This window comes from Streptomyces sp. NPDC054770 (assembly GCF_053611985.1).
Genome location: NZ_JBSHBL010000096.1, coordinates 1 through 25,970, shown reverse-complemented (window position 1 = coordinate 25,970; position 25,970 = coordinate 1). Strand labels below are relative to the sequence as shown.

At 70.6% G+C, this 25,970-nt stretch carries 25 protein-coding genes; 17 read left to right on the top strand and 8 right to left on the bottom strand.

From position 1 onward, the window contains the following. Positions 1-182 precede the first annotated feature (182 nt). The 3 genes from ACWGKQ_RS45275 (at position 183) to ACWGKQ_RS45265 (ending at position 3,860) form a co-directional block, all read left to right on the top strand. On the top strand, positions 183-1,976 hold the full coding sequence (locus ACWGKQ_RS45275) for a DEAD/DEAH box helicase (RefSeq protein WP_453297919.1): 1,794 nt from the start codon (positions 183-185) through the stop codon (positions 1,974-1,976). Between the two features lie 386 nt (positions 1,977-2,362). Then, the gene (locus ACWGKQ_RS45270) at positions 2,363-3,004 is read left to right on the top strand and encodes an IclR family transcriptional regulator (RefSeq protein WP_453297918.1); all 642 of its coding nucleotides are present in this window, start codon (positions 2,363-2,365) and stop codon (positions 3,002-3,004) included. A 67-nt stretch (positions 3,005-3,071) separates the two neighbouring features. After that, entirely contained in the window at positions 3,072-3,860 is a 789-nt protein-coding gene (locus ACWGKQ_RS45265; RefSeq protein ID WP_453297917.1) for a S16 family serine protease, read from the top strand. Between the two features lie 99 nt (positions 3,861-3,959). Here the strand turns inward: ACWGKQ_RS45265 and ACWGKQ_RS45260 are convergent, their stop codons facing one another. The 3 genes from ACWGKQ_RS45260 to ACWGKQ_RS45250 all read right to left on the bottom strand — a co-directional run bounded on the left by ACWGKQ_RS45260 (position 3,960) and on the right by ACWGKQ_RS45250 (position 5,288). Next, positions 3,960-4,136 (bottom strand): hypothetical protein, encoded by a 177-nt coding sequence (locus tag ACWGKQ_RS45260; RefSeq protein WP_453297916.1) that lies wholly within the window; start codon positions 4,134-4,136, stop codon positions 3,960-3,962. A gap of 10 nt (positions 4,137-4,146) precedes the next feature. Next, entirely contained in the window at positions 4,147-4,731 is a 585-nt protein-coding gene (locus ACWGKQ_RS45255) for an ArsR/SmtB family transcription factor (protein ID WP_453297915.1), read from the bottom strand. A 77-nt stretch (positions 4,732-4,808) separates the two neighbouring features. After that, positions 4,809-5,288, bottom strand: coding sequence for an Lrp/AsnC family transcriptional regulator (locus tag ACWGKQ_RS45250; protein ID WP_453297914.1), 480 nt, complete (start codon positions 5,286-5,288; stop codon positions 4,809-4,811). Between the two features lie 123 nt (positions 5,289-5,411). On the opposite strand from ACWGKQ_RS45250, the gene hppD reads away from it, so the two are divergent. Next, entirely contained in the window at positions 5,412-6,560 is a 1,149-nt protein-coding gene (gene hppD / locus ACWGKQ_RS45245; protein WP_453297913.1) for a 4-hydroxyphenylpyruvate dioxygenase, read from the top strand. 99 nt (positions 6,561-6,659) lie between these two features. Here hppD and ACWGKQ_RS45240 read toward each other — a convergent pair whose 3' ends face one another. Beyond that, positions 6,660-8,168: a tetratricopeptide repeat protein gene (locus ACWGKQ_RS45240; RefSeq protein WP_453297912.1), complete on the bottom strand. Its 1,509-nt coding sequence runs from the start codon at positions 8,166-8,168 to the stop codon at positions 6,660-6,662. A 92-nt stretch (positions 8,169-8,260) separates the two neighbouring features. On the opposite strand from ACWGKQ_RS45240, the gene ACWGKQ_RS45235 reads away from it, so the two are divergent. Beyond that, a complete protein-coding gene (locus ACWGKQ_RS45235; RefSeq protein WP_453297911.1) occupies positions 8,261-9,667 on the top strand; it encodes an FAD-binding oxidoreductase in 1,407 nt (468 codons plus the stop codon). A gap of 51 nt (positions 9,668-9,718) precedes the next feature. Here ACWGKQ_RS45235 and ACWGKQ_RS45230 read toward each other — a convergent pair whose 3' ends face one another. Beyond that, positions 9,719-10,132, bottom strand: a complete 414-nt coding sequence (locus ACWGKQ_RS45230; RefSeq protein WP_453297910.1) for an SsgA family sporulation/cell division regulator — start codon at positions 10,130-10,132, stop codon at positions 9,719-9,721. A gap of 242 nt (positions 10,133-10,374) precedes the next feature. Between ACWGKQ_RS45230 and ACWGKQ_RS45225 the strand changes: the two genes are divergently transcribed. Together ACWGKQ_RS45225 and ACWGKQ_RS45220 are read left to right on the top strand one after the other, a co-directional pair. Further along, positions 10,375-11,805, top strand: coding sequence for an RDD family protein (locus tag ACWGKQ_RS45225; RefSeq protein WP_453297909.1), 1,431 nt, complete (start codon positions 10,375-10,377; stop codon positions 11,803-11,805). A 74-nt stretch (positions 11,806-11,879) separates the two neighbouring features. Beyond that, positions 11,880-12,587 carry an RDD family protein gene (locus tag ACWGKQ_RS45220; protein ID WP_453297908.1) on the top strand — a complete coding sequence of 236 codons (708 nt, stop codon included), beginning with the start codon at positions 11,880-11,882 and terminating at the stop codon, positions 12,585-12,587. Positions 12,588-12,678: 91 nt separating this feature from the next. Here the strand turns inward: ACWGKQ_RS45220 and ACWGKQ_RS45215 are convergent, their stop codons facing one another. After that, entirely contained in the window at positions 12,679-12,975 is a 297-nt protein-coding gene (locus ACWGKQ_RS45215; protein ID WP_453297907.1) for a hypothetical protein, read from the bottom strand. A gap of 423 nt (positions 12,976-13,398) precedes the next feature. On the opposite strand from ACWGKQ_RS45215, the gene ACWGKQ_RS45210 reads away from it, so the two are divergent. After that, entirely contained in the window at positions 13,399-15,750 is a 2,352-nt protein-coding gene (locus ACWGKQ_RS45210; protein ID WP_453297906.1) for an immune inhibitor A domain-containing protein, read from the top strand. A gap of 121 nt (positions 15,751-15,871) precedes the next feature. Continuing rightward, entirely contained in the window at positions 15,872-16,201 is a 330-nt protein-coding gene (locus tag ACWGKQ_RS45205) for a hypothetical protein (RefSeq protein WP_453297905.1), read from the top strand. A 295-nt stretch (positions 16,202-16,496) separates the two neighbouring features. Here ACWGKQ_RS45205 and ACWGKQ_RS45200 read toward each other — a convergent pair whose 3' ends face one another. Both ACWGKQ_RS45200 and ACWGKQ_RS45195 read right to left on the bottom strand, forming a co-directional pair. Further along, positions 16,497-17,081: a nicotinamidase gene (locus ACWGKQ_RS45200; RefSeq protein WP_453297904.1), complete on the bottom strand. Its 585-nt coding sequence runs from the start codon at positions 17,079-17,081 to the stop codon at positions 16,497-16,499. Between the two features lie 148 nt (positions 17,082-17,229). Next, the gene (locus ACWGKQ_RS45195) at positions 17,230-18,576 is read right to left on the bottom strand and encodes a nicotinate phosphoribosyltransferase (protein ID WP_453297903.1); all 1,347 of its coding nucleotides are present in this window, start codon (positions 18,574-18,576) and stop codon (positions 17,230-17,232) included. A gap of 58 nt (positions 18,577-18,634) precedes the next feature. On the opposite strand from ACWGKQ_RS45195, the gene clpS reads away from it, so the two are divergent. The 8 genes from clpS to ACWGKQ_RS45155 all read left to right on the top strand — a co-directional run. Beyond that, positions 18,635-18,952: an ATP-dependent Clp protease adapter ClpS gene (clpS, locus tag ACWGKQ_RS45190; RefSeq protein WP_217545442.1), complete on the top strand. Its 318-nt coding sequence runs from the start codon at positions 18,635-18,637 to the stop codon at positions 18,950-18,952. A 63-nt stretch (positions 18,953-19,015) separates the two neighbouring features. Beyond that, positions 19,016-19,624, top strand: a complete 609-nt coding sequence (locus tag ACWGKQ_RS45185) for a DUF2017 domain-containing protein (protein ID WP_453297902.1) — start codon at positions 19,016-19,018, stop codon at positions 19,622-19,624. Between the two features lie 343 nt (positions 19,625-19,967). After that, entirely contained in the window at positions 19,968-21,416 is a 1,449-nt protein-coding gene (locus ACWGKQ_RS45180; protein ID WP_453297901.1) for an amino acid permease, read from the top strand. A gap of 141 nt (positions 21,417-21,557) precedes the next feature. After that, positions 21,558-21,980 carry a Mov34/MPN/PAD-1 family protein gene (locus tag ACWGKQ_RS45175; RefSeq protein WP_453297900.1) on the top strand — a complete coding sequence of 141 codons (423 nt, stop codon included), beginning with the start codon at positions 21,558-21,560 and terminating at the stop codon, positions 21,978-21,980. Between the two features lie 504 nt (positions 21,981-22,484). Beyond that, on the top strand, positions 22,485-22,580 hold the full coding sequence (locus tag ACWGKQ_RS45170; RefSeq protein ID WP_350784557.1) for a putative leader peptide: 96 nt from the start codon (positions 22,485-22,487) through the stop codon (positions 22,578-22,580). Between the two features lie 87 nt (positions 22,581-22,667). Next, the gene (locus ACWGKQ_RS45165; protein ID WP_453297899.1) at positions 22,668-22,946 is read left to right on the top strand and encodes a MoaD/ThiS family protein; all 279 of its coding nucleotides are present in this window, start codon (positions 22,668-22,670) and stop codon (positions 22,944-22,946) included. A gap of 7 nt (positions 22,947-22,953) precedes the next feature. Further along, a complete protein-coding gene (locus ACWGKQ_RS45160; protein WP_089106667.1) occupies positions 22,954-23,904 on the top strand; it encodes a PLP-dependent cysteine synthase family protein in 951 nt (316 codons plus the stop codon). Positions 23,905-24,149: 245 nt separating this feature from the next. Then, on the top strand, positions 24,150-25,970 hold a 1,821-nt coding region (locus tag ACWGKQ_RS45155; protein WP_453297898.1), incomplete at its 3' end, for a putative Ig domain-containing protein.

The window sequence follows — 25,970 nt, the reverse complement described above, 5'->3', positions numbered from 1 at the left end:
GTGGTGACCCGGCCTTGTCCGCGCGTTGACAGTCACGGGGCGCCGGTAGGGTGGCCCGGTTGTCATACGTAGCCGTCCGATCCCTCGTACTGCCGCCCGACCCTTTTTCTACGGAGACCGTGACTACCGCCCGCCCGTCGCCCGCCACCACCCTCAACGGAGGGCCCTCCGGGCCCACACCTATGTCTGCTTCTGCTTCCTCGTCCTCCCACCACCTTTCGCCGGCCTTCCCGGGCCGGGCGCCCTGGGGTACCGCCAGCAAGCTGCGTGCCTGGCAGCAGGGGGCCATGGAGAAGTACGTCCAGGAGCAGCCGCGCGACTTCCTCGCCGTGGCCACGCCCGGCGCCGGGAAGACGACGTTCGCGCTGACGCTCGCCTCCTGGCTGCTGCACCACCATGTCGTGCAGCAGGTCACCGTCGTCGCCCCCACCGAGCACCTGAAGAAGCAGTGGGCGGAGGCCGCGGCCCGGATAGGGATCAAGCTCGACCCCGAGTACAGCGCCGGACCGCTCAGCCGGGAGTACGACGGGGTCGCCGTGACGTACGCCGGTGTCGGCGTGCGGCCGATGCTGCACCGCAACCGGTCCGAGCAGCGCAAGACCCTCGTCATCCTCGACGAGATCCACCACGCCGGCGACTCCAAGTCCTGGGGCGAGGCCTGCCTGGAGGCCTTCGAGCCGGCGACCCGGCGGCTGGCCCTGACCGGTACGCCGTTCCGGTCCGACACCAACCCCATCCCCTTCGTGACGTACGAGGAGGGGCAGGACGGGATCCGGCGCTCGGCCGCCGACTACACGTACGGGTACGGCAACGCGCTCGCCGACCACGTCGTGCGCCCCGTCATCTTCCTGAGCTACAGCGGCAACATGCGCTGGCGTACCAAGGCCGGTGACGAGATCGCCGCCCGGCTCGGCGAGCCGATGACCAAGGACGCCGTCAGCCAGGCCTGGCGTACGGCCCTCGATCCGCGCGGTGAGTGGATGCCGGCGGTGCTGCGCGCGGCCGACCAGCGGCTGACCGAGGTGCGCAAGGGCATCCCCGACGCGGGCGCCCTCGTCATCGCCTCCGACCAGGACTCGGCCCGCGCCTACGCCAAGCTCATCCGCGAGATCACGGGGACGAAGGCGACCCTGGTCCTCTCCGACGACACCGGCGCGTCCAAGCGGATCGACGACTTCAGCGCGAGCGACGACCGGTGGATGGTCGCGGTCCGGATGGTGTCCGAGGGTGTCGACGTGCCGCGGCTCGCGGTCGGGGTGTACGCCACGACCATCTCGACGCCCCTCTTCTTCGCCCAGGCCGTCGGGCGGTTCGTACGGTCCCGGCGGCGCGGCGAGACCGCGTCCGTGTTCCTGCCGACCGTCCCCGATCTGCTGACCTTCGCCAACGAGATGGAGGTCGAGCGCGACCACGCCCTCGACAAGCCGAAGAAGGACGGCGAGGACGACCCGTACGCCGAGTCCGAGAAGGAGATGGAGGAGGCGAACAAGGAGCAGGACGAGGACACCGGCGAGCAGGAGCAGTTCGCCTTCGAGGCGCTGGAGTCCGAGGCCGTCTTCGACCGGGTGCTCTACGACGGCGCCGAGTTCGGCATGCAGGCCCACCCGGGGAGCGAGGAGGAGCAGGACTACCTGGGCATCCCGGGGCTCCTCGAACCCGACCAGGTGCAGCTGCTGTTGCAGAAGCGGCAGGCCCGGCAGATCGCGCACAGCCGCAAGAAGCCGGACGACGAGGCCGACCTGCTGGAACTGCCCGCGGAACGGCGGCCGGTCGTCTCCCACAAGGAGATGATGGAGCTGCGCAAGCAGCTGAACACGATGGTCAGCGCGTATGTGCATCAGAGCGGGAAGCCGCATGGCGTGATTCATACTGAGCTGCGGCGGGTGTGCGGGGGGCCGCCGAGTGCGGAGGCGACGGCGGGGCAGTTGCGGCAGCGGATCGCCAAGGTGCAGGAGTGGGCCACCCGGATGCGGTAGTCGGTCGGGTGCGGCTGAGTGGGGGTTGCTCGCGCCCACGCGGCGGAGCCGCATATGGATACAGCCCCGCGCCCCTTTCGGGGCGCTGTTGCGAGGGCGTTGCGTGCATCGCTGTGTACATACCGGTGCAATCCGCGGTAGTCCATACCGCCCCGTGACCGGATTCTGGACGGAGGCTTCCGCTCAGCGAACCCCCTTCGCTACTGTCCGGCTACGCACACGCCCCGTGGCAGCGCCGCCGCGGAGCGCAGCCGTGAAGCGACTGGGCCCGGAGCCGCCGGGCCGTCCTGCCGATCGGCGGCCTCTGAAGCGCGTCGCTGACGGGACTCGGCGACGCATCCGCCGCGTCGGAGGTTGCCGACCTCACCACCTAAGGAGTGGGCGTCGTGACCGCGGAGACCTCTCAGACGCTCGACCGGGGCCTCAGGGTCCTCAAACTGCTGGCCGACACGGACCACGGGCTGACCGTCACCGAGCTTTCCACCAAACTGGGCGTGAACCGGACCGTGGTGTACCGGTTGCTCGCCACGCTTGAGCAGCATGCGCTGGTACGGCGTGACCTGGGCGGGCGAGCCCGGGTCGGGCTGGGCGTGCTGCGCCTCGGCAGGCAGGTGCATCCCCTGGTACGGGAAGCCGCCCTGCCTGCGCTGCGTTCGCTCGCCGAGGACATAGGGGCGACAGCGCATCTGACGCTGGTCGACGGGACCGAGGCGCTCGCCGTCGCGGTCGTCGAGCCGACCTGGACCGACTATCACGTGGCCTACCGGGCCGGGTTCCGGCACCCGCTGGACCGCGGGGCCGCCGGCAAGGCGATCCTGGCCGCACGGCACAAGCCGCGGGACGACCCCGGCTACACGCTGACCCACGGCGAACTGGAGGCCGGGGCGAGCGGGGCCGCGGCACCGCTGCTCGGGGTCACCGGTGTCGAGGGCAGCGTCGGAGTCGTGATGCTGGCCGACGCCGTACCGGAACGGGTCGGGGCCCGGGTCATGGACGCGGCCCGGGAGGTCGCGGAGGCGTTGCGCTGAGCGGAGCTGCCGTGCTCGGCGGGGTCGGGGCGATGGCCTGAACAGGTCGCCGCGTTAGATTGACTCCGTGCTCTCACGTCTCACGCGTCTCCAGGCCATCGCCGTCTGTGCGGTTCCCGTCGTGGCTCTGATCGGTACGGCCGTCTTCGCGCCGCTGCCGTTCTCGGTGGCCCAGCCCGGGATGACGGCGAACGTGCTCGGCGACAACAGGGGCACCCCGGTGATCACCATTTCCGGGGCGCCCCTGCGCACGACGAGCGGGCAGCTGCGGATGACGACGATCGAGGCGACCGGGCCGGACGCCCGGGTGTCGCTCGGCGACGTGATCGGCAGCTGGTTCCGGACGGACCGGGCCGTCATGCCGCGCGACTCGGTCTACCCGAGCGGCAACAACGTCAAGGAGATCGAGCAGCACAACACCGAGCAGATGGAGCAGTCGCAGGACGCGGCGGCCCAGGCCGCGCTGAAGTACCTGGACCTGAGTGCGAGCAAGGTCAAGGTGACCCTGAAGCTGGCGGATGTGGGCGGGCCGAGCGCCGGGTTGCTGTTCTCGCTCGGCGTCATCGACAAGCTGGACGGCAACGGCAGCGGGGGAGACCTCACCGGGGGGAAGAACATCGCCGGTACCGGGACCATCAGTGCGGACGGCACGGTGGGGGCCGTGGGCGGGGTCGGGCTGAAGACGCAGGCCGCGCGGCGGGACGGGGCGACCGTCTTTCTTGTGCCGAAGGACGAGTGCGGCGATGCGAAGGGGGAGTTGCCGAAGGGGTTGCGGCTGGTGCCGGTGACGACGCTGAAGGGGGCCGTGTCTGATCTGGTGGCGTTGGAGAAGGGGGAGAAGGTCCCCAGCTGTTGAGTTTCGGGTGCGGGTGGGTGGGGGTTGCTCGCGCAGTTCCCCGCGCCCCTTACGGGGCGCTGAGCCGCGCGGGGCGCTGAGATTACGGGGCGTTGAGCCTTACGGGGCGATTGCCGGGGTCGGAGCTGCCAGGCGGAGGCCTACCTCCACCAGCGTCCAGCCGATCCGCCGGCGCAGTTCTTTCTCCGGCTTGGCCGCCTTCGCCAGCCGGTAGTTCTCCGCCTGGGCGTGCATGTCCGTCATGCGGTACTGGGCGAGCTGGGCCTGCGTCTGCATGGTGTGCCTCTCAGTCCGTCTTGAAGGGGAAGAGGTGCGTGTGGATGCGTACTTGTTCCGACTCCGGGGTGTCCTTGTCGGGGACCAGGTCGCGGTAGCCGTCGATCAGGGCGTGCATCTTCTCGATCAGTTCGAGGGCGAGGTCGGGGGTGAGCCGCAGGCCCATGTCGCTCATGTCGGAGGAGCGGGTCCAGGCCGGGGACCACTGGTCGCGGGTGCCGAGCCAGGCGGCCAGCTCGCGGGTGTGACGTGCGGCGGCCTCCTGCAGGAACACCTCCGTCAGTCCCCGTATCTCCGGACTCGCGTCCTCGAAGTCCGCGCTGTCGTAGGCGATGCCCTGGTCCACCGCCTGCCACCACCGCTCCCGGCCCTTGCCGCGCTCCGGGGCGTCCTCGACGAAGCCGTGTTCGGCGAGCTGGCGCAGGTGGTAGCTGGTCGCTCCGCTGGACTCGCCCAGCCGCTCGGCCAGTTGGGACGCGGTGGCCGGACCGTGCTGCCGCAGGGCGTCCAGCAGCTGCATCCGCAGGGGATGCGCGAGCCCGCGCAGGGAGCGGGCGTCCAGCCGGCGCGGTGGGCGTTTCTCGTGCTCCGTCATGCGTACAAAGATAGCTATGCAAAGGCTCCTTTGCAACACCTCTTTTGCATCGACTTCTTTGGAACTCCCGTGCCCGGTCAGGTCCCCTCGCTGTCCGCCGCGGCCTGCTCCACCAGCGGGATGATCCGCAGCGGAACCGGGTTCTCCATGACGATCGCCGTGGAGGCCCGGACGATGCCCTCGAACCCGACGACCCGGTCGATCACCCGCTGGAGATCGGCGTTGGAGCGGGCCACCAGACGGCACTGCATGTCGCCGGTGCCGGTGGTGGTGTGCAGCTCCAGCACCTCCGGCACGGTCGCCAGGTGCGCTCGCACGTCCGGTCCCTGGCCCTGCCGGATCTGGAGGGTGGCGAACGCGGTGACCGGGTAGCCGAGGGCCGCCGGGTCCACCTGGGGACCGAACCCCTGGATCACGCCGTTCGACTGAAGCCGGTCCAGGCGTGCCTGCACGGTCCCCCGGGCCACCCCCAGCCGGCGTGACATCTCCAGAACCCCGATGCGCGGCTCCCGTGCCAGCAGCACCAGGATCCGCCCGTCCAGATGATCGATCGCCATGTCCGCCTCCGTAGATGGTCACCCTGTACAGAAAGTCCGCCGTTGTGGCCTTATTGCTGAGCATATTGTCCAGCAGAAATGCCATCTGTTGCGCACCTTGCCTGCCGGGTTCACCCTTCGGACATGACGCAGACCACACACCACACTCCCGTTGCGACCGCCCGGCAGGCCGACCCCTTCCCGGTCAGGGGAATGGACGCGGTCGTCTTCGCCGTGGGCAACGCCAAGCAGGCGGCGCACTACTACTCCACCGCCTTCGGCATGCGGCTGGTCGCGTACTCCGGACCGGAGAACGGCAGCCGCGAGACCGCGAGCTACGTCCTGGAGAACGGCTCGGCCCGGTTCGTCCTCACCTCCGTGGTGCGGCCGGACACCGAGTGGGGCCACTTCCTGTCCCGCCATGTGGCCGAGCACGGCGACGGGGTCGTCGACCTCGCCATCGAGGTCCCGGACGCCCGTGCCGCGTACGCCTACGCGGTCGAGCACGGCGCGCGGTCGGTGGCCGAGCCGTACGAACTCAAGGACGAGCACGGCAGCGTCGTCCTCGCCGCGATCGCCACGTACGGCGAGACCCGCCACACCCTCGTCGAGCGGACCGGTTACGACGGCCCGTACCTCCCGGGGTACGTCGTCGCGACCCCGATCGTCGAACCCCCCGCCCGCCGCACCTTCCAGGCCGTCGACCACTGCGTCGGCAACGTCGAACTCGGCCGGATGAACGAATGGGTCGGCTTCTACCACCGGGTCATGGGCTTCACGAACATGAAGGAGTTCGTGGGCGACGACATCGCCACCGAATACAGCGCGCTGATGTCGAAGGTGGTCGCCGACGGCACCCTCAAGGTCAAGTTCCCGATCAACGAGCCCGCGGTCGCCAAGAAGAAGTCCCAGATCGACGAGTACCTGGAGTTCTACGGCGGGGCGGGCGTCCAGCACATCGCGCTCAACACGAACGACATCGTCGAGACGGTACGGACCATGCGCGCGGCCGGCGTCGAGTTCCTGGACACCCCCGGCAGCTACTACGACACCCTCGGCGAGTGGGTCGGCGACACCCGCGTCCCGCTGGACACCCTGCGCGAGCTGAAGATCCTCGCCGACCGCGACGAGGACGGCTACCTGCTCCAGATCTTCACCAAGCCGGTCCAGGACCGGCCCACGGTCTTCTTCGAGATCATCGAACGCCATGGCTCGATGGGCTTCGGCAAGGGCAACTTCAAGGCCCTCTTCGAAGCGATCGAACGAGAACAGGACCGCCGCGGCAACCTCTGACCCCACGGCTGGCCCGACAGGCCCCCTACCCCGGCCAAGCTCCCGGCGCTCAGCCGCGACGGCGCGACTCGGCGGCGCCCGGCCCGCTCTGTCCCCGACCTACTGCGGTAGTTCCTCGTTCGGTGGCTGGTTGCCGAGGGATGTGAGGGTGGTGTGGGCTGCCGGGGTCTGGAGGGGGGAGAAGTACGGGTTGATGCGGAGGGCGTCCTGGAGGTGGCGGCGGGCCGGGGCTTCGAGGTCCAGGTCGCGTTCGATCATGCCCCGGTGGAAGGCGTACAGCGCGCTGCGGACCCCGCCGCCCTTCGTCGAGTCGGTCGCGATGGAGGCGTAGCGCAGCGCCTCCTTGTCGTCGCCGGCCCGGTGCAGGGCCCAGCCGAGGGCGTCGGCGACCTCGATGCCGGGCTGGCGCTCCCACTCGGCCGTCAGCCGCTCCACCGCCTCCTGGACGTCCCCGTGGTCCGCCTCGTACTGCCCGATCACCAGATCGTCGTCGACCCCGGCCTCCAGCTCCCGCCGCACCTGCGTCCGCATCTGCTCGTACTGCGCCTCCGCCTGCTGCCCCATCCCCAGCGACTCGTACAACTCGGCCAGCTCCAGGGCGACCTGGGGAGCCGGCCGGTGCGCGAGCGCCCCCTGGTACGCCGTGAAGGCCTCCTGCGTCCGGCCCAGCGCGGCCAGCGCCCGCCCCTGCCCGGCCCGCGCGGCCGACTGGTCGGGGTCGAGGCGTACGGCCGCCGTGAAGTGCTGCAGCGCGTCCTCCCGGTCGCCCCGCTCCCAGGCCAGCTGCCCCGCCTGACACAGGTACGCGGCCTGCTCGGCGGGGGTCCGGGCGGCCGCCGCCGCGTCGGTCACCTGGGCCACGGCGTCCTCGCGCCAGCCCCGGTCCCGGTACACCGCGGACGCCCGCGCCATCACCGCCGGCTTCACGTCCGCCCCGGCCTTCAGCGCCGTCAGCTTGTCCAGCGCGGACCGGGCCGCCTTGTAGTCGCCGAGCCCGTTGTACGCGTCGATCAGCACCGGGTACGCCGACCACCGCTTCGGCGCCGTCTTCAGCGCCTCCTCACCGAACCGCTTCGCCTCCGGGAAGTCCCGGCGCGCCACGGCCAGCCCCGCCAGCCCGCTCAGCGCCTCCGTGTTGTTCCGGCCGGCCACCTTGAGGGAGGTCTGCAGCGCGTGCTCGGCCCGGGGATAGTCGCCGGTGTCGGCGGTCCGGCGCGCCCGCTCGACGTACGCGGCCCCGAGCACCGCCCAGGCCCGCGCGTCCTTCGGCTGCGCCCGTACCCGCGCCTCCCGGGCGCCGATGAGCGTCGTGAGATCGGGCAGCATGGTGGGCAGGCCGTTGAGGACGGCCGTCTGCGCCGCCGTGAGCACCGCCGCCCGTGCCGCCGCCCGTGCCGCCGCCTGGGCCCGCGCCCCGGCGGCCGGGGCCGGTGCGGCCCGGTGCGGCTCGTGCGGCCACAGCATCAGCGCGCCGCCGGCCGCCACCCCGCCCGCCAGCGCGACGACCAGCAGCCGCCGCAGCACCCGGCCCCGGCGGTGGCGCGGCGGGGCCGGCTCCGGGAGCAGCGAGGTGGCCGGTGGGGACGGTCGGTTATCCAGCGCGCACATGACGCTTACTGTGCGTCAATACGACGACCCCATCCGGGCGGCCCAAGGACGGCACTCGTGGGGTTCACACCGATGGCCCCGGGTGCGACGCTGTGATCATGAGCCGTATCGAAGCGCCTCGGGACGAGGCAACCAGCAACCTCACCGACCGGCTCCTCGCGGGCCTGCCGGCCGACGCGGTCCTCGTCGACCCCGACGTGACCGCCTCCTACGCCAACGACATGGCGAGCTTCTGCCCGGCCGGCACCCCGGCCGTCGTCGTACTGCCGCGCACCGTCGAACAGGTCCAGCACGTCATGCGGGTCGCCACCGAGCTGCGCGTGCCGGTCGTCCCGCAGGGCGCCCGGACCGGCCTGTCCGGCGCGGCCAACGCCACCGACGACTGCATCGTGCTGTCCCTGACGAAGATGGACCGGGTCCTGGAGATCTCGCCGGTGGACCGCATCGCGGTCGTCGAGCCCGGCGTCATCAACGCCACCCTCTCCCGCGCGGTCGAGGAACACGGCCTCTACTACCCGCCGGACCCCTCCAGCTGGGAGATGTGCACGATCGGCGGCAACATCGGGACGGCCTCGGGCGGACTGTGCTGCGTGAAGTACGGGGTCACCGCCGAGTACGTGCTCGGTCTGGACGTCGTCCTCGCGGACGGGCGGCTGATGTCCACCGGCCGCCGTACGGCGAAGGGCGTCGCGGGGTACGACCTCACCCGCCTCTTCGTCGGCTCCGAGGGCTCGCTCGGCATCGTCGTACGGGCCGTGCTCGCGCTGAAGCCCAAGCCGCCGCAACAGCTGGTGCTGGCCGCCGAGTTCGGCTCCGCGACCGCCGCCTGCGAGGCGGTGTGCCGGATCATGGAGGGCGGTCATGTGCCGTCCCTGCTCGAACTGATGGACCGTACGACCGTGAAGGCGGTCAACACACTCACCCGTATGGGCCTGCCGGAGTCCACCGAGGCCCTGCTCCTCGCCGCCTTCGACACCCCGGACCCGGCCGCCGACCTCGCCGCGGTCGGCAAGCTCTGCGAGGCCGCGGGCGCCACCCAGGTGGTCCCGGCCGACGACGCCGCCGAGTCCGAACTCCTGCTCCAGGCCCGCCGGTCCTCGCTCGTCGCCCTGGAGGCCGTCAAGGGCACCACGATGATCGACGACGTGTGCGTGCCCCGCTCCCGGCTCGGCGACATGATCGAGGGCGTCGAGCGCATCGCCGCGAAGCACCGGCTGACCATCGGGGTCGTCGCACACGCGGGCGACGGCAACACCCACCCGACCGTCTGCTTCGACGCGCAGGACCCCGACGAGTGCCGGCGCGCCCGCGAGTCCTTCGACGAGATCATGGGCCTCGGCCTGGAACTCGGCGGCACCATCACCGGCGAACACGGCGTCGGTGTCCTGAAGAAGGAGTGGCTGGCCCGGGAGATCGGACCGGTGGGGGTGGAGATGCAGCGGGCCGTGAAGGGCGTCTTCGACCCGCTGGGCATCCTCAACCCCGGCAAGCTGTTCTGATCCCATACAGCTCCCATGCAGCTGCCATCCGGCTCCCATCCGGCGGGGCCCTCACTGGGCGAGCAGCTGGTCGAGCGCCTCGTCGATCCCCAGCCGCCCGCCCTCACTCCCCGGGGGCACCACCCGCAGGGTCCGTTCCAGCCAGGCGGACACCTGGGGGATCGGTGCTTCGAGCAGGGCGTCACCGTCGGGTGAACTCAGCGCCATCAGCACGACGCTGCGGCCCTCCGACTTCGTCGGCCACACCCGCACGTCCCCGTGCCCGCACGGCCGGAACACCCCCTCCACCAGCAGGTCGCGGGCGAAGGTCCAGTGGACCGGGAACTCGGAGTTGACGTGGAAGCTGACGTGGACGGCGTACGGGTCGTCGGAGCGGTAGGTCAGCCGGGCCGGGACCGGGATGCTCCGCTCGGGGGACAGGATGAGCCGCAGCTCCAGTTCGCGCTCCACCACGGTGTGATGCATGACGTCCGTTTCCTCTCTCGGTCAGTCGTACGGGCGCCTGCGACCGGGCCCGTACGAGTGGAGAGCGGCTGGGGCCGCGAGCATTACGCGGGTTCCGGGAAATTTTTTTCCGATGCGGTGAAGGGGGTGCACAGGGCTGCCCGGAAAGGGGCGGGTCCTGCGGGACTGGCGGTGACGGGCACCCGGGTCTGATAGATGTGGAGGCTCCCACATGACCCCCGAGCAGATACGGGATGACGGACATGACCGCCCCAACCCCGGCACCCGGTGACGAACGGCCCCGCGAGGGCTACTACCCGGACCCGTCCATCCCCGGCTACGTCCGTTACTGGAACGGCGCCGCGTGGGTGCCGGGCACCAGCCGCCCGGCCCCGTCCGACGGCGAACCCCTCGTCGCGCCGCCCGGCTCACACCCGGCGGCTCCCGCTGCTCCCGCGGCCCCGGCGGCCTCCCCGGCCCCGGCGGTCGAGGAGACCGGCCCGCACTTCTTCGACGAGGACCCGCAGCCGGGCGGTGCGGGCGGCTGGGGAGCCGCCGGGGGCGCCTGGGGCACCGGCTCCCCGGCCCAGCCGGACGGCAGGTCGTCCCGCGCCGACGGCACGGCGTCGATCCCGCCGGCGGACCAGGGGGACGTCGACTCCGGCGGCACGTTCGTCTTCCGCAGGCCGACGGTCGGCCCGGCGGCGACCCCGCCGGCCGCACAGCCGCCGATGGACGACGGCACGCTGACCTTCCGGCCGATCCGGGGCGAGAACACGCCGGACTCCGGGTCCGGTGGGCCTGGCGGCTCCGGTGGGCCCGGCGGCCCCGGTGGTGCGGCCGGTTTCGGTGCGCAGGGTCCGGTCGGTGCTCCCGGCACCGCGCGCCCCGGCTTCGGCGCCGGAAAGGCGGCCGCCGCCCGCGCCGCCGCGGCCCAGCCGCCGTCCGGACCCGCCGCGGCCCCCGCCCCGGCCCCCCAGCCTGCCGCCCCGCGACCTGCCGTCCCCCAGGCCGTCGCCCCCGCCCTCCCCCCGCAGCAGTCCGCCGCGCCCCGGTCCCCGATGGCCCCGGCCACGCCCATGGCCTCCGGTGCCGGCGGCGGGCAGTCCTCCTGGGCGCAGCAGGTGCACCAGCTCGCCGGCGACGCGCAGGCCGCCCCCTGGAAGCCGCCGGTCGAGGACCCCTTCCAGGCGGCCGCCCGGCGACAGGCGGCGGCCCGGCCCGCCGGGCTCGGCAAGCGGTTCGCGGCGCGGCTCGTCGACAGCCTGGTCGTCGGCGCGGTGACCGCGGTCGCCGCCGTACCGTTCGGGACCAAGGCCGCCGACCACGTGCAGGACAAGATCGACGCGGCCAAGCTGTCCGGCCGGACCGAGACCGTCTGGCTGCTCGACGGCACCACCGGCGTCTACCTCGGCATCGTGCTCGCCGTCCTGCTCCTGGTCGGCGTCCTCTACGAGGTGCTGCCCACCGCCAAGTGGGGCCGCACGCTCGGCAAGAAGCTGTTCGGCTTGGAGGTACGGGACATCGAGGGCCACGAGCCGCCCGCTTTCGGCGCCGCCCTGCGCCGCTGGCTGGTGTACACCGTGCCCGGACTGCTCGGCATCGGGATCGTCGGCGTCGCCTGGTGCCTGTTCGACCGGCCCTGGCACCAGTGCTGGCACGACAAGGCGGCGCACACCTTCGTCGCCGGATAGGCAGCCGGACACGTCGTAACCCTTACGGCGGCTCGCCGGATGCGGGCCGGGCGGCTTCGCGGTCCACTCGGGCCATGAGCACCGAACCGCCCCCGCCGCCCGGCTCCGGAGAGCCGCCGGAGGACGACCCGTTCAGGAAGCAGCCCCCGTCGGAGGGGGACGGCCGGGGTTCGGGCTCGCCGTACGACACCCCGTACGGCGGCTCGCAGCCCCCGCCGCCCTCCTACGGCGGCGGCCCCTACGGAGCAGGCGGCGGGCCCCACGGAGCAGGCGGCCCCTACGACGGCGGCGGTGGCGGAGCCGGTGGCTACCCCGCCGATCCCCTCGCCGGGATGCCGCCGCTCGCCGACAGCGGCAAGCGCACCCTGGCGCGGATCATCGACATGATCCTGGTGGGCATCGTGGTCGTACTGCTCACCCTGGCGTTCGGGGTGAGCGAGTACCAGATGGACGGCGAGAAGATCTCGGCCGGCCGGTCCCTCGTCCAGTCGCTCGTCGCCGCCGTCCTGTTCGTCGCCTACGACACCCTGCTGATCGCCAGGTCCGGGCAGACCCTCGGCATGAAGTGGCTCGGCATGCGGGTCGCCAACCTGTCCGACGGCGCCACGCCCTCCACCCAGACCTCGCTGCTGCGTGCCCTGGTGCTGTGGGTGCCGTTCGCCTTCTGCTGCGCCTGCATCTGGACGGTGATCTGCGGCGGCTGGAGCTACTTCGACAAGCCGTACAAACAGGGCCTGCACGACAAGGCCGCGAAGACGGTCGTGGTCAGCACGAGCGCGTAGCGGGGGCCGGCACCGGGAGGGCCGGGGGCGCACAAGCAGTCGGCGGGTGCGTCAGTCTCACGGACCCCCCCACTTCACTGGTGTGCGTGCGTCAGGACGCGGTGGGCTCCCGGACGGGCTCGGCCGTGGCGGCCGCCACGGTCTCCCGGTGCACGGGGACCCGGATCTCGGGCAGGGGGGTCGGGGCGGCGGGCTCGGACTGTGCGACCGTACGCGGCCGGGGGAGCGGAACCGTCATGGCCACCAGCAGTCCCAGACCGAGCGCGGCGAGCGCGATGACCGCGATCCCGATGCCCGAACTCGTCTGTGACAGCAGCAGCATGGCGAGCGTCGAGCAGATCACGGTGCAGGAACCGTAGACGAGCTGTGCCGGGGTCGGACGAGGCATGGCAATCGTGTCCTCGGAAGATGTGGGGGTGAGACGGGGAACCGGCCTTGTTTTCCACCGGCTTCCGGGCGTTCCACCGTTCGACTCTATTCGCGTGCATGCCCGAGCGGAACGACCGGTAAGCGTGACCTAACCCACGGTACCGGTGCACAGGGGGCGCACGGTCGCATGGCATACGGCAACCAGAGGCATATGCGCGCCGGTTGAGAGGGGCGCTTGGGGGGTACCGCGGGCCCCGGTGTCCGTAAAGCGAACTTCTTCTCCGCATAGTGCAGTTGAACTGTCCGAGTCAAGGTCTGTCTTTTTCCGTAAACCAGTAGTCAAATATCGTCACTTGAATCGACGCGTTGAACGTGCGCGCACGGACCCCCAACCATCACCCGGTCCTCCTTGCCGTGCGCGCGGCGCGGGGGAGGAACTCAAGTGACCAGCAGACCCTGGACGTTCAGAGCACTCGCCGTCGGCGTGACGCTCGCGACCGCCTCCGTGGGCTTCGCCACCTTCGCGGTCGCGGAGGCCGCGACCGTGGCGGCGTCCACCAGCACCGTCGACCGGCACGACCCGTCGACGAAGCAGGAGGAGCACGACCTCGACGGCCCTCTGAGCAAGACCCAGGAGGCCCAGCGCCAGGAGGCCCTCGACCAGGTCATATCCGGCAAGGCCCAGGTCAAGGACCGCGACGGTTCGAAGGTCGTCCAGCTCAAGGGCAAGAAGGGCGACAGCAAGTACGTCGAACTCGGCCGCGAGAAGACGGACAAGATCTTCACGATCCTCGTCGAGTTCGGCGACCAGACGGACCCGCGGTACAACGGCACGGCCGGCCCGCTGCACAACCAGATAGCCGCGCCCGACCGCACCCAGGACAACTCCACGGCCTGGCAGGCGGATTACAACCAGCAGCACTTCCAGGACCTCTACTTCGGCACCGGCAAGAACACCGAGTCGCTGAAGAAGTACTACGAGAAGCAGTCCTCGGGCCGCTACTCGGTCGACGGTGAGGTCACCGACTGGGTCAAGGTCCCCTACAACGAGGCCCGTTACGGCAACAACGCCTGCGGCTCCACCACCTGCTCCAGCGTCTGGAACCTGGTGAAGGACGGCGTGAACGCCTGGGTCGCCGACCAGGAGGCGGCCGGCGTGTCCGCCGCCGCCATCAAGACGGACCTCGCCCAGTACGACCAGTGGGACCGTTACGACTACGACGGCGACGGCAACTTCAACGAGCCCGACGGCTACATCGACCACTTCCAGATCGTGCACGCCGGCGAGGACGAGTCCGCGGGCGGCGGTGCCCAGGGCACCGACGCGATCTGGGCGCACCGCTGGTACGCCTTCGGCACCGACGCCGGCGCCACCGGCCCCACGGACAACAAGCTCGGCGGCACCCAGATCGGTGACACCGGCATCTGGGTCGGCGACTACACCATGCAGCCGGAGAACGGCGGCCTCGGCGTCTACGCCCACGAGTACGGCCACGACCTCGGCCTGCCGGACGAGTACGACACCAACGGCGGCGAGAACTCCACCGGTTTCTGGACCCTGATGTCCTCCGGCTCCTGGCTGGGCACCGGCAAGGAAGCGATCGGCGACCTGCCGGGCGACATGAACGCCTGGGACAAGCTGCAGCTCGGCTGGCTCAACTACGACGTGGCCAAGGCGGGCACGAAGTCCAGCCACAAGCTGGGCGTCGCCGAGTACAACACCAAGAACAAGCAGGCCACGGTGGTCACCCTCCCCGACAAGGCGGTCACCACCACCGTGGTCACCCCGGCCCAGGGCTCGGCCCAGTGGTGGAGCGGCAGCGGCGACAACCTCAAGAACACCCTGACCCGCGACGTCGACCTCACCGGCAAGTCGTCCGCCACGCTGAACCTGGACGGCTGGTACGACATCGAGTCGGGCTACGACTACCTCTACACCGAGGTGTCCACCGACGGCGGCGCCAACTGGACCGCCCTGGACGGCACGGTGAACGGTGCGGCCATCCCGCGCGACGGCAGCGACAAGCCGGCGCTCACCGGTTCGGTCGACGCGTACACCAAGCTGTCGTACCCGCTGGACGCCTACGCGGGCCAGAAGATCCAGCTGCGCTTCCGCTACCAGACCGACGGCGGGGTCGCGCTGAAGGGCTTCGCGGCCGACGAGATCACCCTGACCGCGGACGGCTCGACGGTCTTCTCCGACAACGCCGAGTCCGCGGACGCGGCTTGGACCGCTTCCGGCTTCTCCCGCATCGGCGCGTCCTTCACCAAGGACTACGCGCAGTACTACATCGCGGAGAACCGCCAGTACGTGTCGTACGACAAGACCCTCAAGACCGGCCCGTACAACTTCGGCTTCTCGACGACCCGTCCGGACTGGGTGGAGCACTACCCGTACCAGAACGGCCTGTTGATCTGGAAGTGGGACACCTCCGAGGCGGACAACAACACCAGCGTCCACCCCGGTACCGGTCTGATCCTCCCGATCGACTCGCACCCGACGGTGCTGAAGTGGTCCGACGGCACGCTGATGCGCAACCGCGTGCAGGCCTACGACTCGCCGTTCAGCCTCTACGTGACGGACGGCATCACCCTCCACAAGGCGGACGTGGCGACCAAGATCAGGAAGTCCTCCGGGGTGTCGGTCTTCAACGACCACAAGAGCGACTACTACGACGCCTCGAACCCGGCCGGCGGTGTCAAGATCACTGACACCAACACGAAGATCAACATCGTGACGGAGGCCCGGGACGGCTCGACGATCTCCCTCCAGGTCGGCCCCGCGGTGAAGTAGTCGGTATATCCGCAGGTCAGACACGTATCGGCGGCGACCCCTTGGCGGGTCGCCGCCGATCGTGTTTAGGTGCGTCCTGTGGATTTCTTATTGACACCGACGCGCACGGGGGTATGACCGCATGGCCGCAGGAGGCTTCTGCAAGCTGCCGAACGGCAGGGTGGTGGTGGCGCTGAACCTACCCAGCCCCGCCACCGCGGACGGCTCGTCCGCCGTCCGGGTACTGGTCCACGCCCAGAACCGCGCCCGGGCCCTGACCAGGCTCCGCAACCTGGGCATGCGAGCGGTCTACCTCCGGGGCAACGCCGCCCCACCCACCCCCGACGAGATCACAGCCGTCCTCCACCACCCCGACGGCCTCATATGGCGAACGGCCCCTGACAACGGTGTCACCCCCCTGGAACTCTGGAGACCGATCAAATCCCTCCTCCGAAGACCCACACCAGCCTGACCACCACTTTCAGCCACCGTCCCGGAGACCTGCGCACCCAGCCCCCACCGGCCGGTCCGGCACCGCCGAGATCCACCGTCGCGGCTGAGCACGGCTGCGGCGGAAATGAGGGTGGCCGGCGGATAAGAGGCGATGGATCGCTGCCGTCCCCGGCAGCCAACCAAGGGGCGCGGGGAACTGCGCGCTCAGCCCCCACCGGCCCGCAGGTGCTCACCGGCCGGTCCGGCACCGCCGAAATCCTCCGCCGCGGCGGAAATGAGGGTGGCCGGCGGACGAAGGATGCGGGCGGTGGTGTTTACACCACCGGCTTGCCTGTCAGTTCCACGCCCGCCTGGCGCAGCTCCTCCAGGGCGCGTTCCGTCGTCGCCTCCGCCACCCCGGCCGTGAGGTCGAGGAGGACCTGGGTGCGGAAACCCTCTTTCGCGGCGTCCAGTGCGGTGGCCCGCACACAGTGGTCGGTCGCGATCCCCACCACGTCCACCTCGTCGATCTTCCGGGCCCGCAGCCACTCCGCCAGCTTGACCCCGTTCTCGTCGACGCCCTCGAAGCCGCTGTACGCCGCCGAGTACGCCCCCTTGCTGAACACCGCGTCCACCGCCCCGGAGGCCACCGCCGGCGCGAAGTTCGGATGGAAGCCCACACCCTCCGTGCCGGCGACACAGTGCGCCGGCCAGCTGCGCACGTAGTCGGGGTTGTCGGCGAAATGGCCCCCCGGCGCGATGTGGTGGTCGCGGGTCGCCACCACGTGGCGGTAGCCGGCGGGGGCCTGCCCGATCAGCTCGGTGATCGCGGCGGCCACATCGGAGCCCCCCGCCACCGCGAGGCTGCCCCCCTCGCAGAAGTCGTTCTGCACATCGACGACGATCAAGGCGCGGCGCATGGTCGGTGTCCTTCGCATTCGATATCGGGTCCGTCGACGGGAGAGACGCGGAAAGAAGGGGTGCGGGCCCGGCCTGAACCTATGAGCCTAGAGACTTACGGGGGCGTAGGGGAGGGGGCTTTGCGGGGCGCGTACGCGGGCACTCGCTCTAGCTACCCGAGCGCCCCTGTGCGTACTCCGTCGGAATGACCGGTTCCCCCCGCGACAGCTGGGTCGCGGAGAGCGGCAGGTTCGCACGGGCCGCCGCGTGCCGGTTGCGGGTCGCGTCCAGGGGCTCACGGGCGACGACCTCGCCGGACTTCACCAGTTCGATCAGCAGCTGCCGGTCGGCCAGGCCGGCCGGAACCTCGCCGGTGCCGACGACCTCGGCCTCCGCCACCCCGTCGGCGTCCAGCCGCCGCGCCGCCCACTTGCGGCCGCCCACGGACGTCTTGCCGCCCGTCGACTTCTTCGCCACCGACACCAGCGGTGCCTTCGGATCGGCGGACCCGGCGCGGGCGACCAGCTTGTAGACCATGGAGCAGGTGGGGTGCCCGGAGCCGGTCACCAGCTGGGTGCCGACGCCGTACGCGTCCACGGGCGCGGCGGCGAGGGAGGCGATGGCGTACTCGTCGAGGTCGGAGGTCACGATGATCCGCGTGTCCCGCGCGCCGAGCTCGTCCAGCTGCTGGCGCACCCGGTGGGCGACCAGCAGCAGGTCGCCGGAGTCGATGCGGACGGCGCCCAGCTCGGGCCCGGCCACCTCCACGGCCGTACGGACCGCCTCGGCGACGTCGTAGGTGTCGACCAGCAGGGTGGTGCCGCGGCCGAGGGAGTCGACCTGGGCGCGGAAGGCGTCCCGCTCGTGGTCGTGGAGCAGGGTGAAGGCGTGGGCGGAGGTGCCGACGGTGGGGATGCCGTAGCGGAAGCCGGCGGCGAGGTCGGAGGTGGTGGCGAAACCGCCGATGTAGGCGGCGCGGGAGGCGGCGACGGCGGCCAGTTCGTGGGTGCGGCGGGCGCCCATCTCGATCAGCGGGCGGTCCCCGGCGGCCGAGGACATCCGGGAGGCGGCGGCCGCGATCGCGGAGTCGTGGTTGAGGATGGAGAGGATCACGGTCTCCAGGAGCACGCACTCGGCGAAGGAGCCCTCCACCCGCATGATCGGCGAGCCCGGGAAGTACATCTCGCCCTCGGGGTAGCCCCAGATGTCGCCGCTGAAGCGGTAGCCGGCGAGCCATTCCAGGGTCGGCCCGTCGACGATGTTCCGCTCCTGGAGGAAGCGGAGGACGTCCGCGTCGAAGCGGAAGTTCTCGACCGCGTCCAGGACGCGTCCGGTGCCCGCCACGACGCCGTACCGGCGCCCCTCGGGCAGCCGCCGGGTGAAGACCTCGAAGACGCTCCGCCGCTCGGCCGTACCCGCCTTGAGGGCGGCCTGCAGCATCGTCAGCTCGTACTGGTCCGTGAAGAGCGCGGTCGACGGGACGTCCACCGGCAGGCCAAGGTCCGCAGTGTTCATGGCCACAGATGCTACACCCCTTCGCGTCAGTGTGACGATTTAAGGGGCCCGTGGCAGCATGGGCCTTGTGACGTCACCCGCTCCCGTAGAGATCGAACGCACCGAGTCGGCGGAGGAGGCCTTCGCCGTCCCCGAGCCGGACGTCCCGTGGATCACGCTCGTGCACAACGACCCGGTGAACCTCATGAGCTACGTGACGTACGTCTTCCAGACGTACTTCGGCTATCCCAAGGACAAGGCCACCAAGCTCATGCTGGACGTCCACCACAAGGGCCGCGCGGTCGTCTCCAGCGGCAGTCGCGAGGAGATGGAACGCGACGTGCAGGCGATGCACGGCTACGGCCTGTGGGCCACCCTCCAGCAGGACCGGAAGTAGCCACCCCCGCCGGCCACCCCCTCGACTGGCCCCGATCAGCTCCGGAAGCAGCGAATCCCCTCCATGCCAGGAATCTTCGAACCGCTCCCCGGCGGCGGCGCGGCCGTCGCGCTCGACGACGTCGAGATCTCCATCATCCGGTCGCTGGCCGTCCAGCTCCTGGAGCTCATCGGCCCCGGCCCCGCCGAGGACGCCCCCGACGACCCGCTCGCCGAACTGTTCGCCGAGGGGCCGAGCGAGGCGCCCAGCGACCCGGTGCTGCGCCGGCTCTTCCCGGACGCCTACGGCGACCCGGAGCGGCTCCCGCAGTCCTCCGAGGAGGCCGCGGAGCAGCAGGCCCACTCCGCGGAGTTCCGCCGCTACACCGAGAACGACCTCAGGGCCGGCAAGCGGGAGAGCGCCCTCGCGGTGATCCGCTCCCTCGACGCCCTCGCCCCGGAGGGGAAGGGCGGCGACGCCGTCCTCAAGCTGGCGCCCGAGGAGTCCCGGCTGTGGCTCGGCGCCCTCACCGACCTGCGCCTGGCGATCGGCTCCCGCCTCGACATCACCGACGAGGACGACACCGACCTGCTCTACCGGCTCCCTGACGAGGACCCGCGCAAGCCGATGGTGATGGCGTACCTGTGGCTCGGCGGCCTCCAGGAGACCCTGGTGGCGACCCTTATGCCGTAATCCGTCCAGAATTCGTCCCGGTTTCGTGTTCGCTCAGAGGACGCTCAAATCCGGATAACGATCCCGTCACCGTTGCGGCCTGGTATGACCTTTTCGGTCGCGCTTTGTCCGCTTCTTCCAGTGGTGTGCGCCACAATCCCTCTCGGCGGAATCCGGTGATCAGCGTTGCGGCCGTGATAAATCTTCACGACCGCCCGGCGAACACCACCCACGTGTACGTCCGGGTGCGCCACCGAACCGGCAACCACCGGTCAGGCACCGCTCCAGCAATCCGGGGGGATCGAAACCCGATCCGAGGCCGACGAGAGGCCCGGGTCGGCATGGAGAAAGGCGCACACCACACATGACCTCCGCTCAGGTCGACACGTCGGAGAAGTCCTCCGGGACCTCCGGAGCCTCCGAAGAGGGGTACGAGCGCGGGCTCGGCAGCCGCCAGGTCCAGATGATCGCCATCGGCGGCGCCATCGGCGTCGGGCTCTTCCTGGGCGCCGGGGCGAACATCGCCAAGGCCGGCCCCAGCCTCATCCTGATGTACGCCCTCGCCGGCGGCATCATCTTCTTCATCATGCGGGCCCTCGGCGAGCTGCTGGTCTACCGTCCGGTCTCCGGCTCCTTCGCCGAGTACTCCCGCGAGTTCCTCGGCCCGTTCTTCGGCTACTTCACCGGCTGGACGTACTGGCTGATGTGGGTCGTCACCGGCATGGCCGAACTGACGGCCGCCGCGATCTACGTGAACTACTGGTTCCCGTCGGTCCCGCAGTGGGTGACCGCGCTGGTCTTCCTGGTGGTCCTCTTCGGGGTCAACCTGATCTCCGTGAAGGTCTTCGGAGAGCTGGAGTTCTGGTTCTCCATGGTCAAGGTCACCGCCCTGATCGGCATGATCGTGATCGGTCTCGGCGTCCTCACCTTCGGCTTCAGCGCCGCCGGCGACACCGCGTCGGCCGCGAACCTCTACCAGTTCGACGGCTTCTTCCCCAAGGGCGTCGGCTCCTCCCTGATGACCCTTCAGGGCGTCATGTTCGCCTACCTCGCGGTCGAGCTGGTCGGCGTCACCGCCGGCGAGTCGGAGAACCCGGAGAAGACCCTCCCCAAGGCGATCAACACGCTTCCCTGGCGTATCGCCCTCTTCTACGTCGGTGCGCTCACCGTCATCCTCTGCGTCGTGAAGTGGACGGAGTTCGCCCCGGGCGTCAGCCCCTTCGTGGCCGCCTTCGCGAAGATCGGCATCCCGGCGGGCGCCGGCATCGTCAACTTCGTCGTGCTGACCGCCGCCCTGTCCTCCTGCAACTCCGGCATGTACTCCACCGGCCGCATGCTGCGGAACCTGGCCGACAGCGGCGAGGCCCCGGCCGTGTTCCGGAAGCTCTCCGCGTCGAAGACCCCGGCGTTCGGCATCACCGTCTCGGTGCTCTTCATGGGCATCGGCGTGGTCCTCAACTACGTCGTCCCGGAGAAGGCGTTCGGCTACGTCACCTCCGTCGCCACCGCGGCCGGCATCTGGACCTGGCTGATGATCCTGATCAGCCACGTCCTGTACCGCCGCGCGGTCGACGCGGGCCGCCTGCCGGCCTCCGCCTTCCCGGCCCCCGGCGGCGCGAAGTGCAGCTGGATCGCGATCGTCTTCCTCCTCTTCGTCACCGGCCTGATCGCGTACGACGGCGACTCCCGGGTCTGCCTGTACGTCATGGCCGGCTGGGCCGCCGCGCTGGGCGTCGGCTGGCTGGTGCTGAAGAGCCGCAACCCCGAGGTCGCCGAGCGCCGCGCGCCGGCACCGCTGGAAAAGGTGAGCTGACCCCAGAACCAACCCCTCCAGGACGCCCGCCGCGGGGAGCACTCGTGGCGCCCCCTGCGGCAGCCGCTCAGGGCGTCCGGCATCCGGGCCGTCCCGTACCAGCCTTCGGTACGGGGCGGCCCTCTGCTTATCCTGGCGACCATGCTGACCATCACCCAGGCCCTCGTCGACCAGATCGTCGCCCATGCGCGCAAGGACCACCCCGACGAGGCGTGCGGCGTCGTCGCGGGGCCGGCGGGCTCGGACCGGCCCGAGCGGTTCATCCCGATGCTGAACGCGGCGATGTCCCCCACGTTCTACGAGTTCGACTCCGGGGATCTGCTCAAGCTGTACCGGGAGATGGACGACCGCGACGAGGAGCCGGTGGTCGTCTACCACTCCCACACGGCGACGGAGGCGTACCCGTCCCGCACCGACATCAGCTACGCCAACGAGCCCGGCGCCCACTACGTCCTCGTCTCCACCGCCGACACCGACGCCCTGGGCGACTTCCAGTTCCGCTCATACCGCATCGTGGACGGCAAGGTCACAGAGGAAGAGATCACCATCGTCGAGACCTACTGACCCCTCAGCCCGCCTTTTTTCCGCAGCGACGATGCTCAGCCGCGTCGGCGGGGCGCGGAGAACTGCACCCTCAGCCCCCACCGGCCGGTCCGGCACCGCCGGAATCCGCCGTCGCGGCGGAAATGAGGGTGACCGGCGCAGAAGAGGCGACGGATTCTTTGCCGGTCCGGGCAGCGAACCAGGGGGCGCGGGGAACTGCGCGCTCAGCCCCCACCGGCCTGCAGATGCTCACCGGCCGGTCCGGCACCGCCGGAATCCGCCGCTGCGGCGGAAATGAGGGTGGCCGGTGCAGAGGGGGCGACGGATTCTTTGCCGGTCCGGGCAGCCAACCAGGGGGCGCGGGGAACTGCGCGCTCAGCCCCCACCGGCCCGCAGGCGGCCATCGGCCGTCGCAGGGCGGTACTGCCCCGCGCCCCCGGGGAGGGTCTCAGTCCCTGGGCGGAATTGGTCCGGCATGTGGAATCACACTCCAGGACCCGTACTGGGAATCGATACGATGACCCCATGGTTCTGAACGACGTGGGCGACAAGGCGCGGGGCACCCTGCTCGTGGCGCGGCTGCACGTCGACCTGTGCAGGCTGAACAGCGCCATCTGTTGACGTTTCCCTGCCGCCGTACGGCCATGAGCCGCGGCGTGCTGCTGTGCGCGCCCAACCACCCAGACTTCCCGACAGGAGCCCGCAACCATGGCCATCGAGGTCCGCATCCCGACCATCCTCCGCCAGTACACCGACGGTCAGAAGGCGGTGGAGGGCAGCGGTGACACCCTCACCGAGCTGTTCGCCGACCTCGAGACCCGGCACCCGGGCATCCACGCCCGCATCGTGGACGACGGCAAGCTGCGCCGCTTCGTCAACGTGTACCTGAACGACGAGGACGTCCGTTTCGTCGACGGCATCAACACCAAGCTCACCGACGGCGACACCGTGACGATCCTGCCGGCCGTGGCCGGCGGCATGGCCTGAGATCGGCATGCGCTACGACTCCCCGTTGGCCGCGGTCGGCAACACCCCCCTGGTGCGCCTGCCGCGGCTCTCGCCGTCCGCCGACGTCCGGATCTGGGCCAAGCTGGAGGACCGCAACCCGACCGGCTCGGTCAAGGACCGCCCCGCCCTGCACATGATCGAGCAGGCCGAGAAGGACGGCCGGCTGACCCCTGGCTGCACCATCCTGGAGCCGACCTCGGGGAACACCGGCATCTCCCTCGCCATGGCCGCCAAGCTCAAGGGCTACCGGATGGTCTGCGTGATGCCCGAGAACACCTCGCAGGAGCGGCGGGACCTGCTGGGCATGTGGGGCGCGGAGATCATCTCCAGCCCGGCCGCGGGCGGTTCCAACACCGCCGTACGGGTGGCGAAGGAACTGTCCGCCGAGCATCCCGACTGGGTGATGCTCTATCAGTACGGCAACCCGGACAACGCCGGTGCGCACTACGCGACCACCGGTCCGGAGATCCTCGCCGACCTGCCGTCCGTCACGCACTTCGTGGCGGGGCTGGGGACCACCGGCACGCTGATGGGCGTCGGCCGGTACCTGCGCGAGCACAAGCCCGACGTGAAGATCGTCGCCGCCGAACCCCGGTACGACGACCTCGTGTACGGGCTCCGGAACCTCGACGAGGGCTTCGTGCCCGAGCTGTACGACGCCTCCGTGCTCACCACCCGCTACTCCGTCGGCTCCGCGGACGCCGTGACCCGGACCCGGGACCTGCTCCAGCAGGAGGGCATCTTCGCGGGCATCTCCACCGGCGCCGCGCTGCACGCCGCGATCGGCGTCGGGAAGAAGGCCGTACAGGCCGGCGAGAGCGCGGACATCGTGTTCGTGGTCGCCGACGGCGGCTGGAAGTACCTCTCGACCGGCGTGTACACCGCCGCCACCACCGAGGAAGCCATCGAGACCCTGCAGGGTCAGCTCTGGGCATAGCCCTCATCATGTACGCGCCAACCCCCTCCTATGAGGGGGCTAAGCGCTGCCTATGGCGGAGCAAAGATCTTCGCCCGGGGGAACCGGTCCCCGGCGAACCCCGCTAGGTTCCTCTCCGTCCTGTCATGCCACGCACATCGGCATCCCAGGGTGTTCGAAGTGTCATGCTCATGACCGCGCACTCTGCCGCCGCTACGCGCGTCACGGGCCTGCCTTGTAACCCCACCGATGGAGGCAGTACCCCCATGCGTGAATCACGACGGAGCCTGCGAAGACTCCTGGCCTTCGCTTTCCCCGCCCTCGCCCTCACCGTCTCCGGTTTCGTCGCGGCACCGACCGCGCAGGCATCGGCGCACACCATCGCCCCCCGGGCCACCGCCCAGACCACCCGGGCCGCCCAGAACGCCAAGGCCCTCACCGACCCCGCCCGGCAGGCCGTGCACAGCACCGGCAAGGCCGGCCAGAAGGTGCCCACCACGCACCTGTGCGCCACCGTCAGCAAGCCCGGTGAGGTCAACTGCTTCGCGCAGCGCCGCACCGACATCAAGCAGCAGCTGGCCGCCGCACTCGCCGCCGCCCCCTCCGGCCTGAGCCCGACCAACCTGCACAGCGCCTACAACCTGCCCTCGACGGGCGGCTCCGGTCTGACCGTCGCCGTGGTCGACGCCTACAACGACCCGAACGCCGCCTCCGACCTGGCCACCTACCGCTCCACGTACGGCCTGTCGGCGTGCACCGTCGCCAACGGCTGCTTCAAGCAGGTCAGCCAGACCGGTTCGACGACCTCGCTGCCCACGAACGACTCCGGCTGGGCCGGCGAGGAAGCGCTCGACATCGACATGGTCAGCGCCGTCTGCCCGAACTGCAACATCATCCTCGTCGAGGCCAGCTCCGCCACCGACTCCGACCTCGGCACCGCCGAGAACGAGGCCGTCGCGCTCGGCGCCAAGTTCGTCTCCAACAGCTGGGGCGGCTCCGAGTCCTCCTCCCAGACCAGCGAGGACACCTCGTACTTCAAGCACCCGGGTGTCGCGATCACCGTCTCCGCCGGTGACGAGGACTACGGCGCCGAGTACCCGGCGACCTCCCAGTACGTGACCGCCGTCGGCGGCACCGCGCTGTCCACCTCCTCCAGCACCCGCGGCTGGACCGAGTCCGTGTGGAAGACCAGCTCCTCCGAGGGCACCGGCTCCGGCTGCTCCGCCTACGACGCCAAGCCGAGCTGGCAGACCGACACCGGCTGCACCAAGCGCATGGAGTCCGACGTCTCCGCGGTCGCCGACCCGGCCACCGGCGTGGCGGTCTACGACACCTACGGCGGCTCCGGCTGGGCGGTCTACGGCGGTACGAGTGCCTCCTCGCCGATCATCGCCGGTGTGTACGCCCTCGCGGGCACCCCGGGTTCGAGCGACTACCCGGCGAAGTACCCCTACTCCCACACCAGCAACCTGTACGACGTCACCAGCGGCAACAACGGCTCCTGCTCCACCTCGTACTTCTGCACCGCCGGCACCGGCTACGACGGCCCGACCGGCTGGGGCACCCCGAACGGCACCGCCGCCTTCACCTCCGGCACCACCACCGGCAACACGGTGACCGTCACCAACCCGGGCAGCCAGTCCACCGTGACCGGCAGCTCGGTCAGCCTGCAGATCTCCGCGAGCGACAGCGCGGGCGCGACCCTCACCTACAGCGCCAGCGGCCTGCCCACCGGCCTGTCCATCTCCAGCTCCACCGGCCTGATCTCCGGCACGGCGTCCACCGCGGGCACCTACAGCACCACCGTCACCGCGACCGACTCCACCGGCGCCTCCGGCACCGCCTCCTTCACCTGGACCGTCAGCACCAGCGGCGGCGGTGGCACCTGCACCTCCACGCAGCTGCTCGGCAACCCCGGCTTCGAGTCGGGCAACACCACCTGGACCGCGAGCAGCGGCGTCATCACCAGTGACAGTGGCGAGGCGGCGCACGCCGGCTCCTACAAGGCGTGGCTCGACGGCTACGGGTCGACCCACACCGACACGCTGTCCCAGTCGGTGACGATCCCGTCCGGCTGCACCGCCACC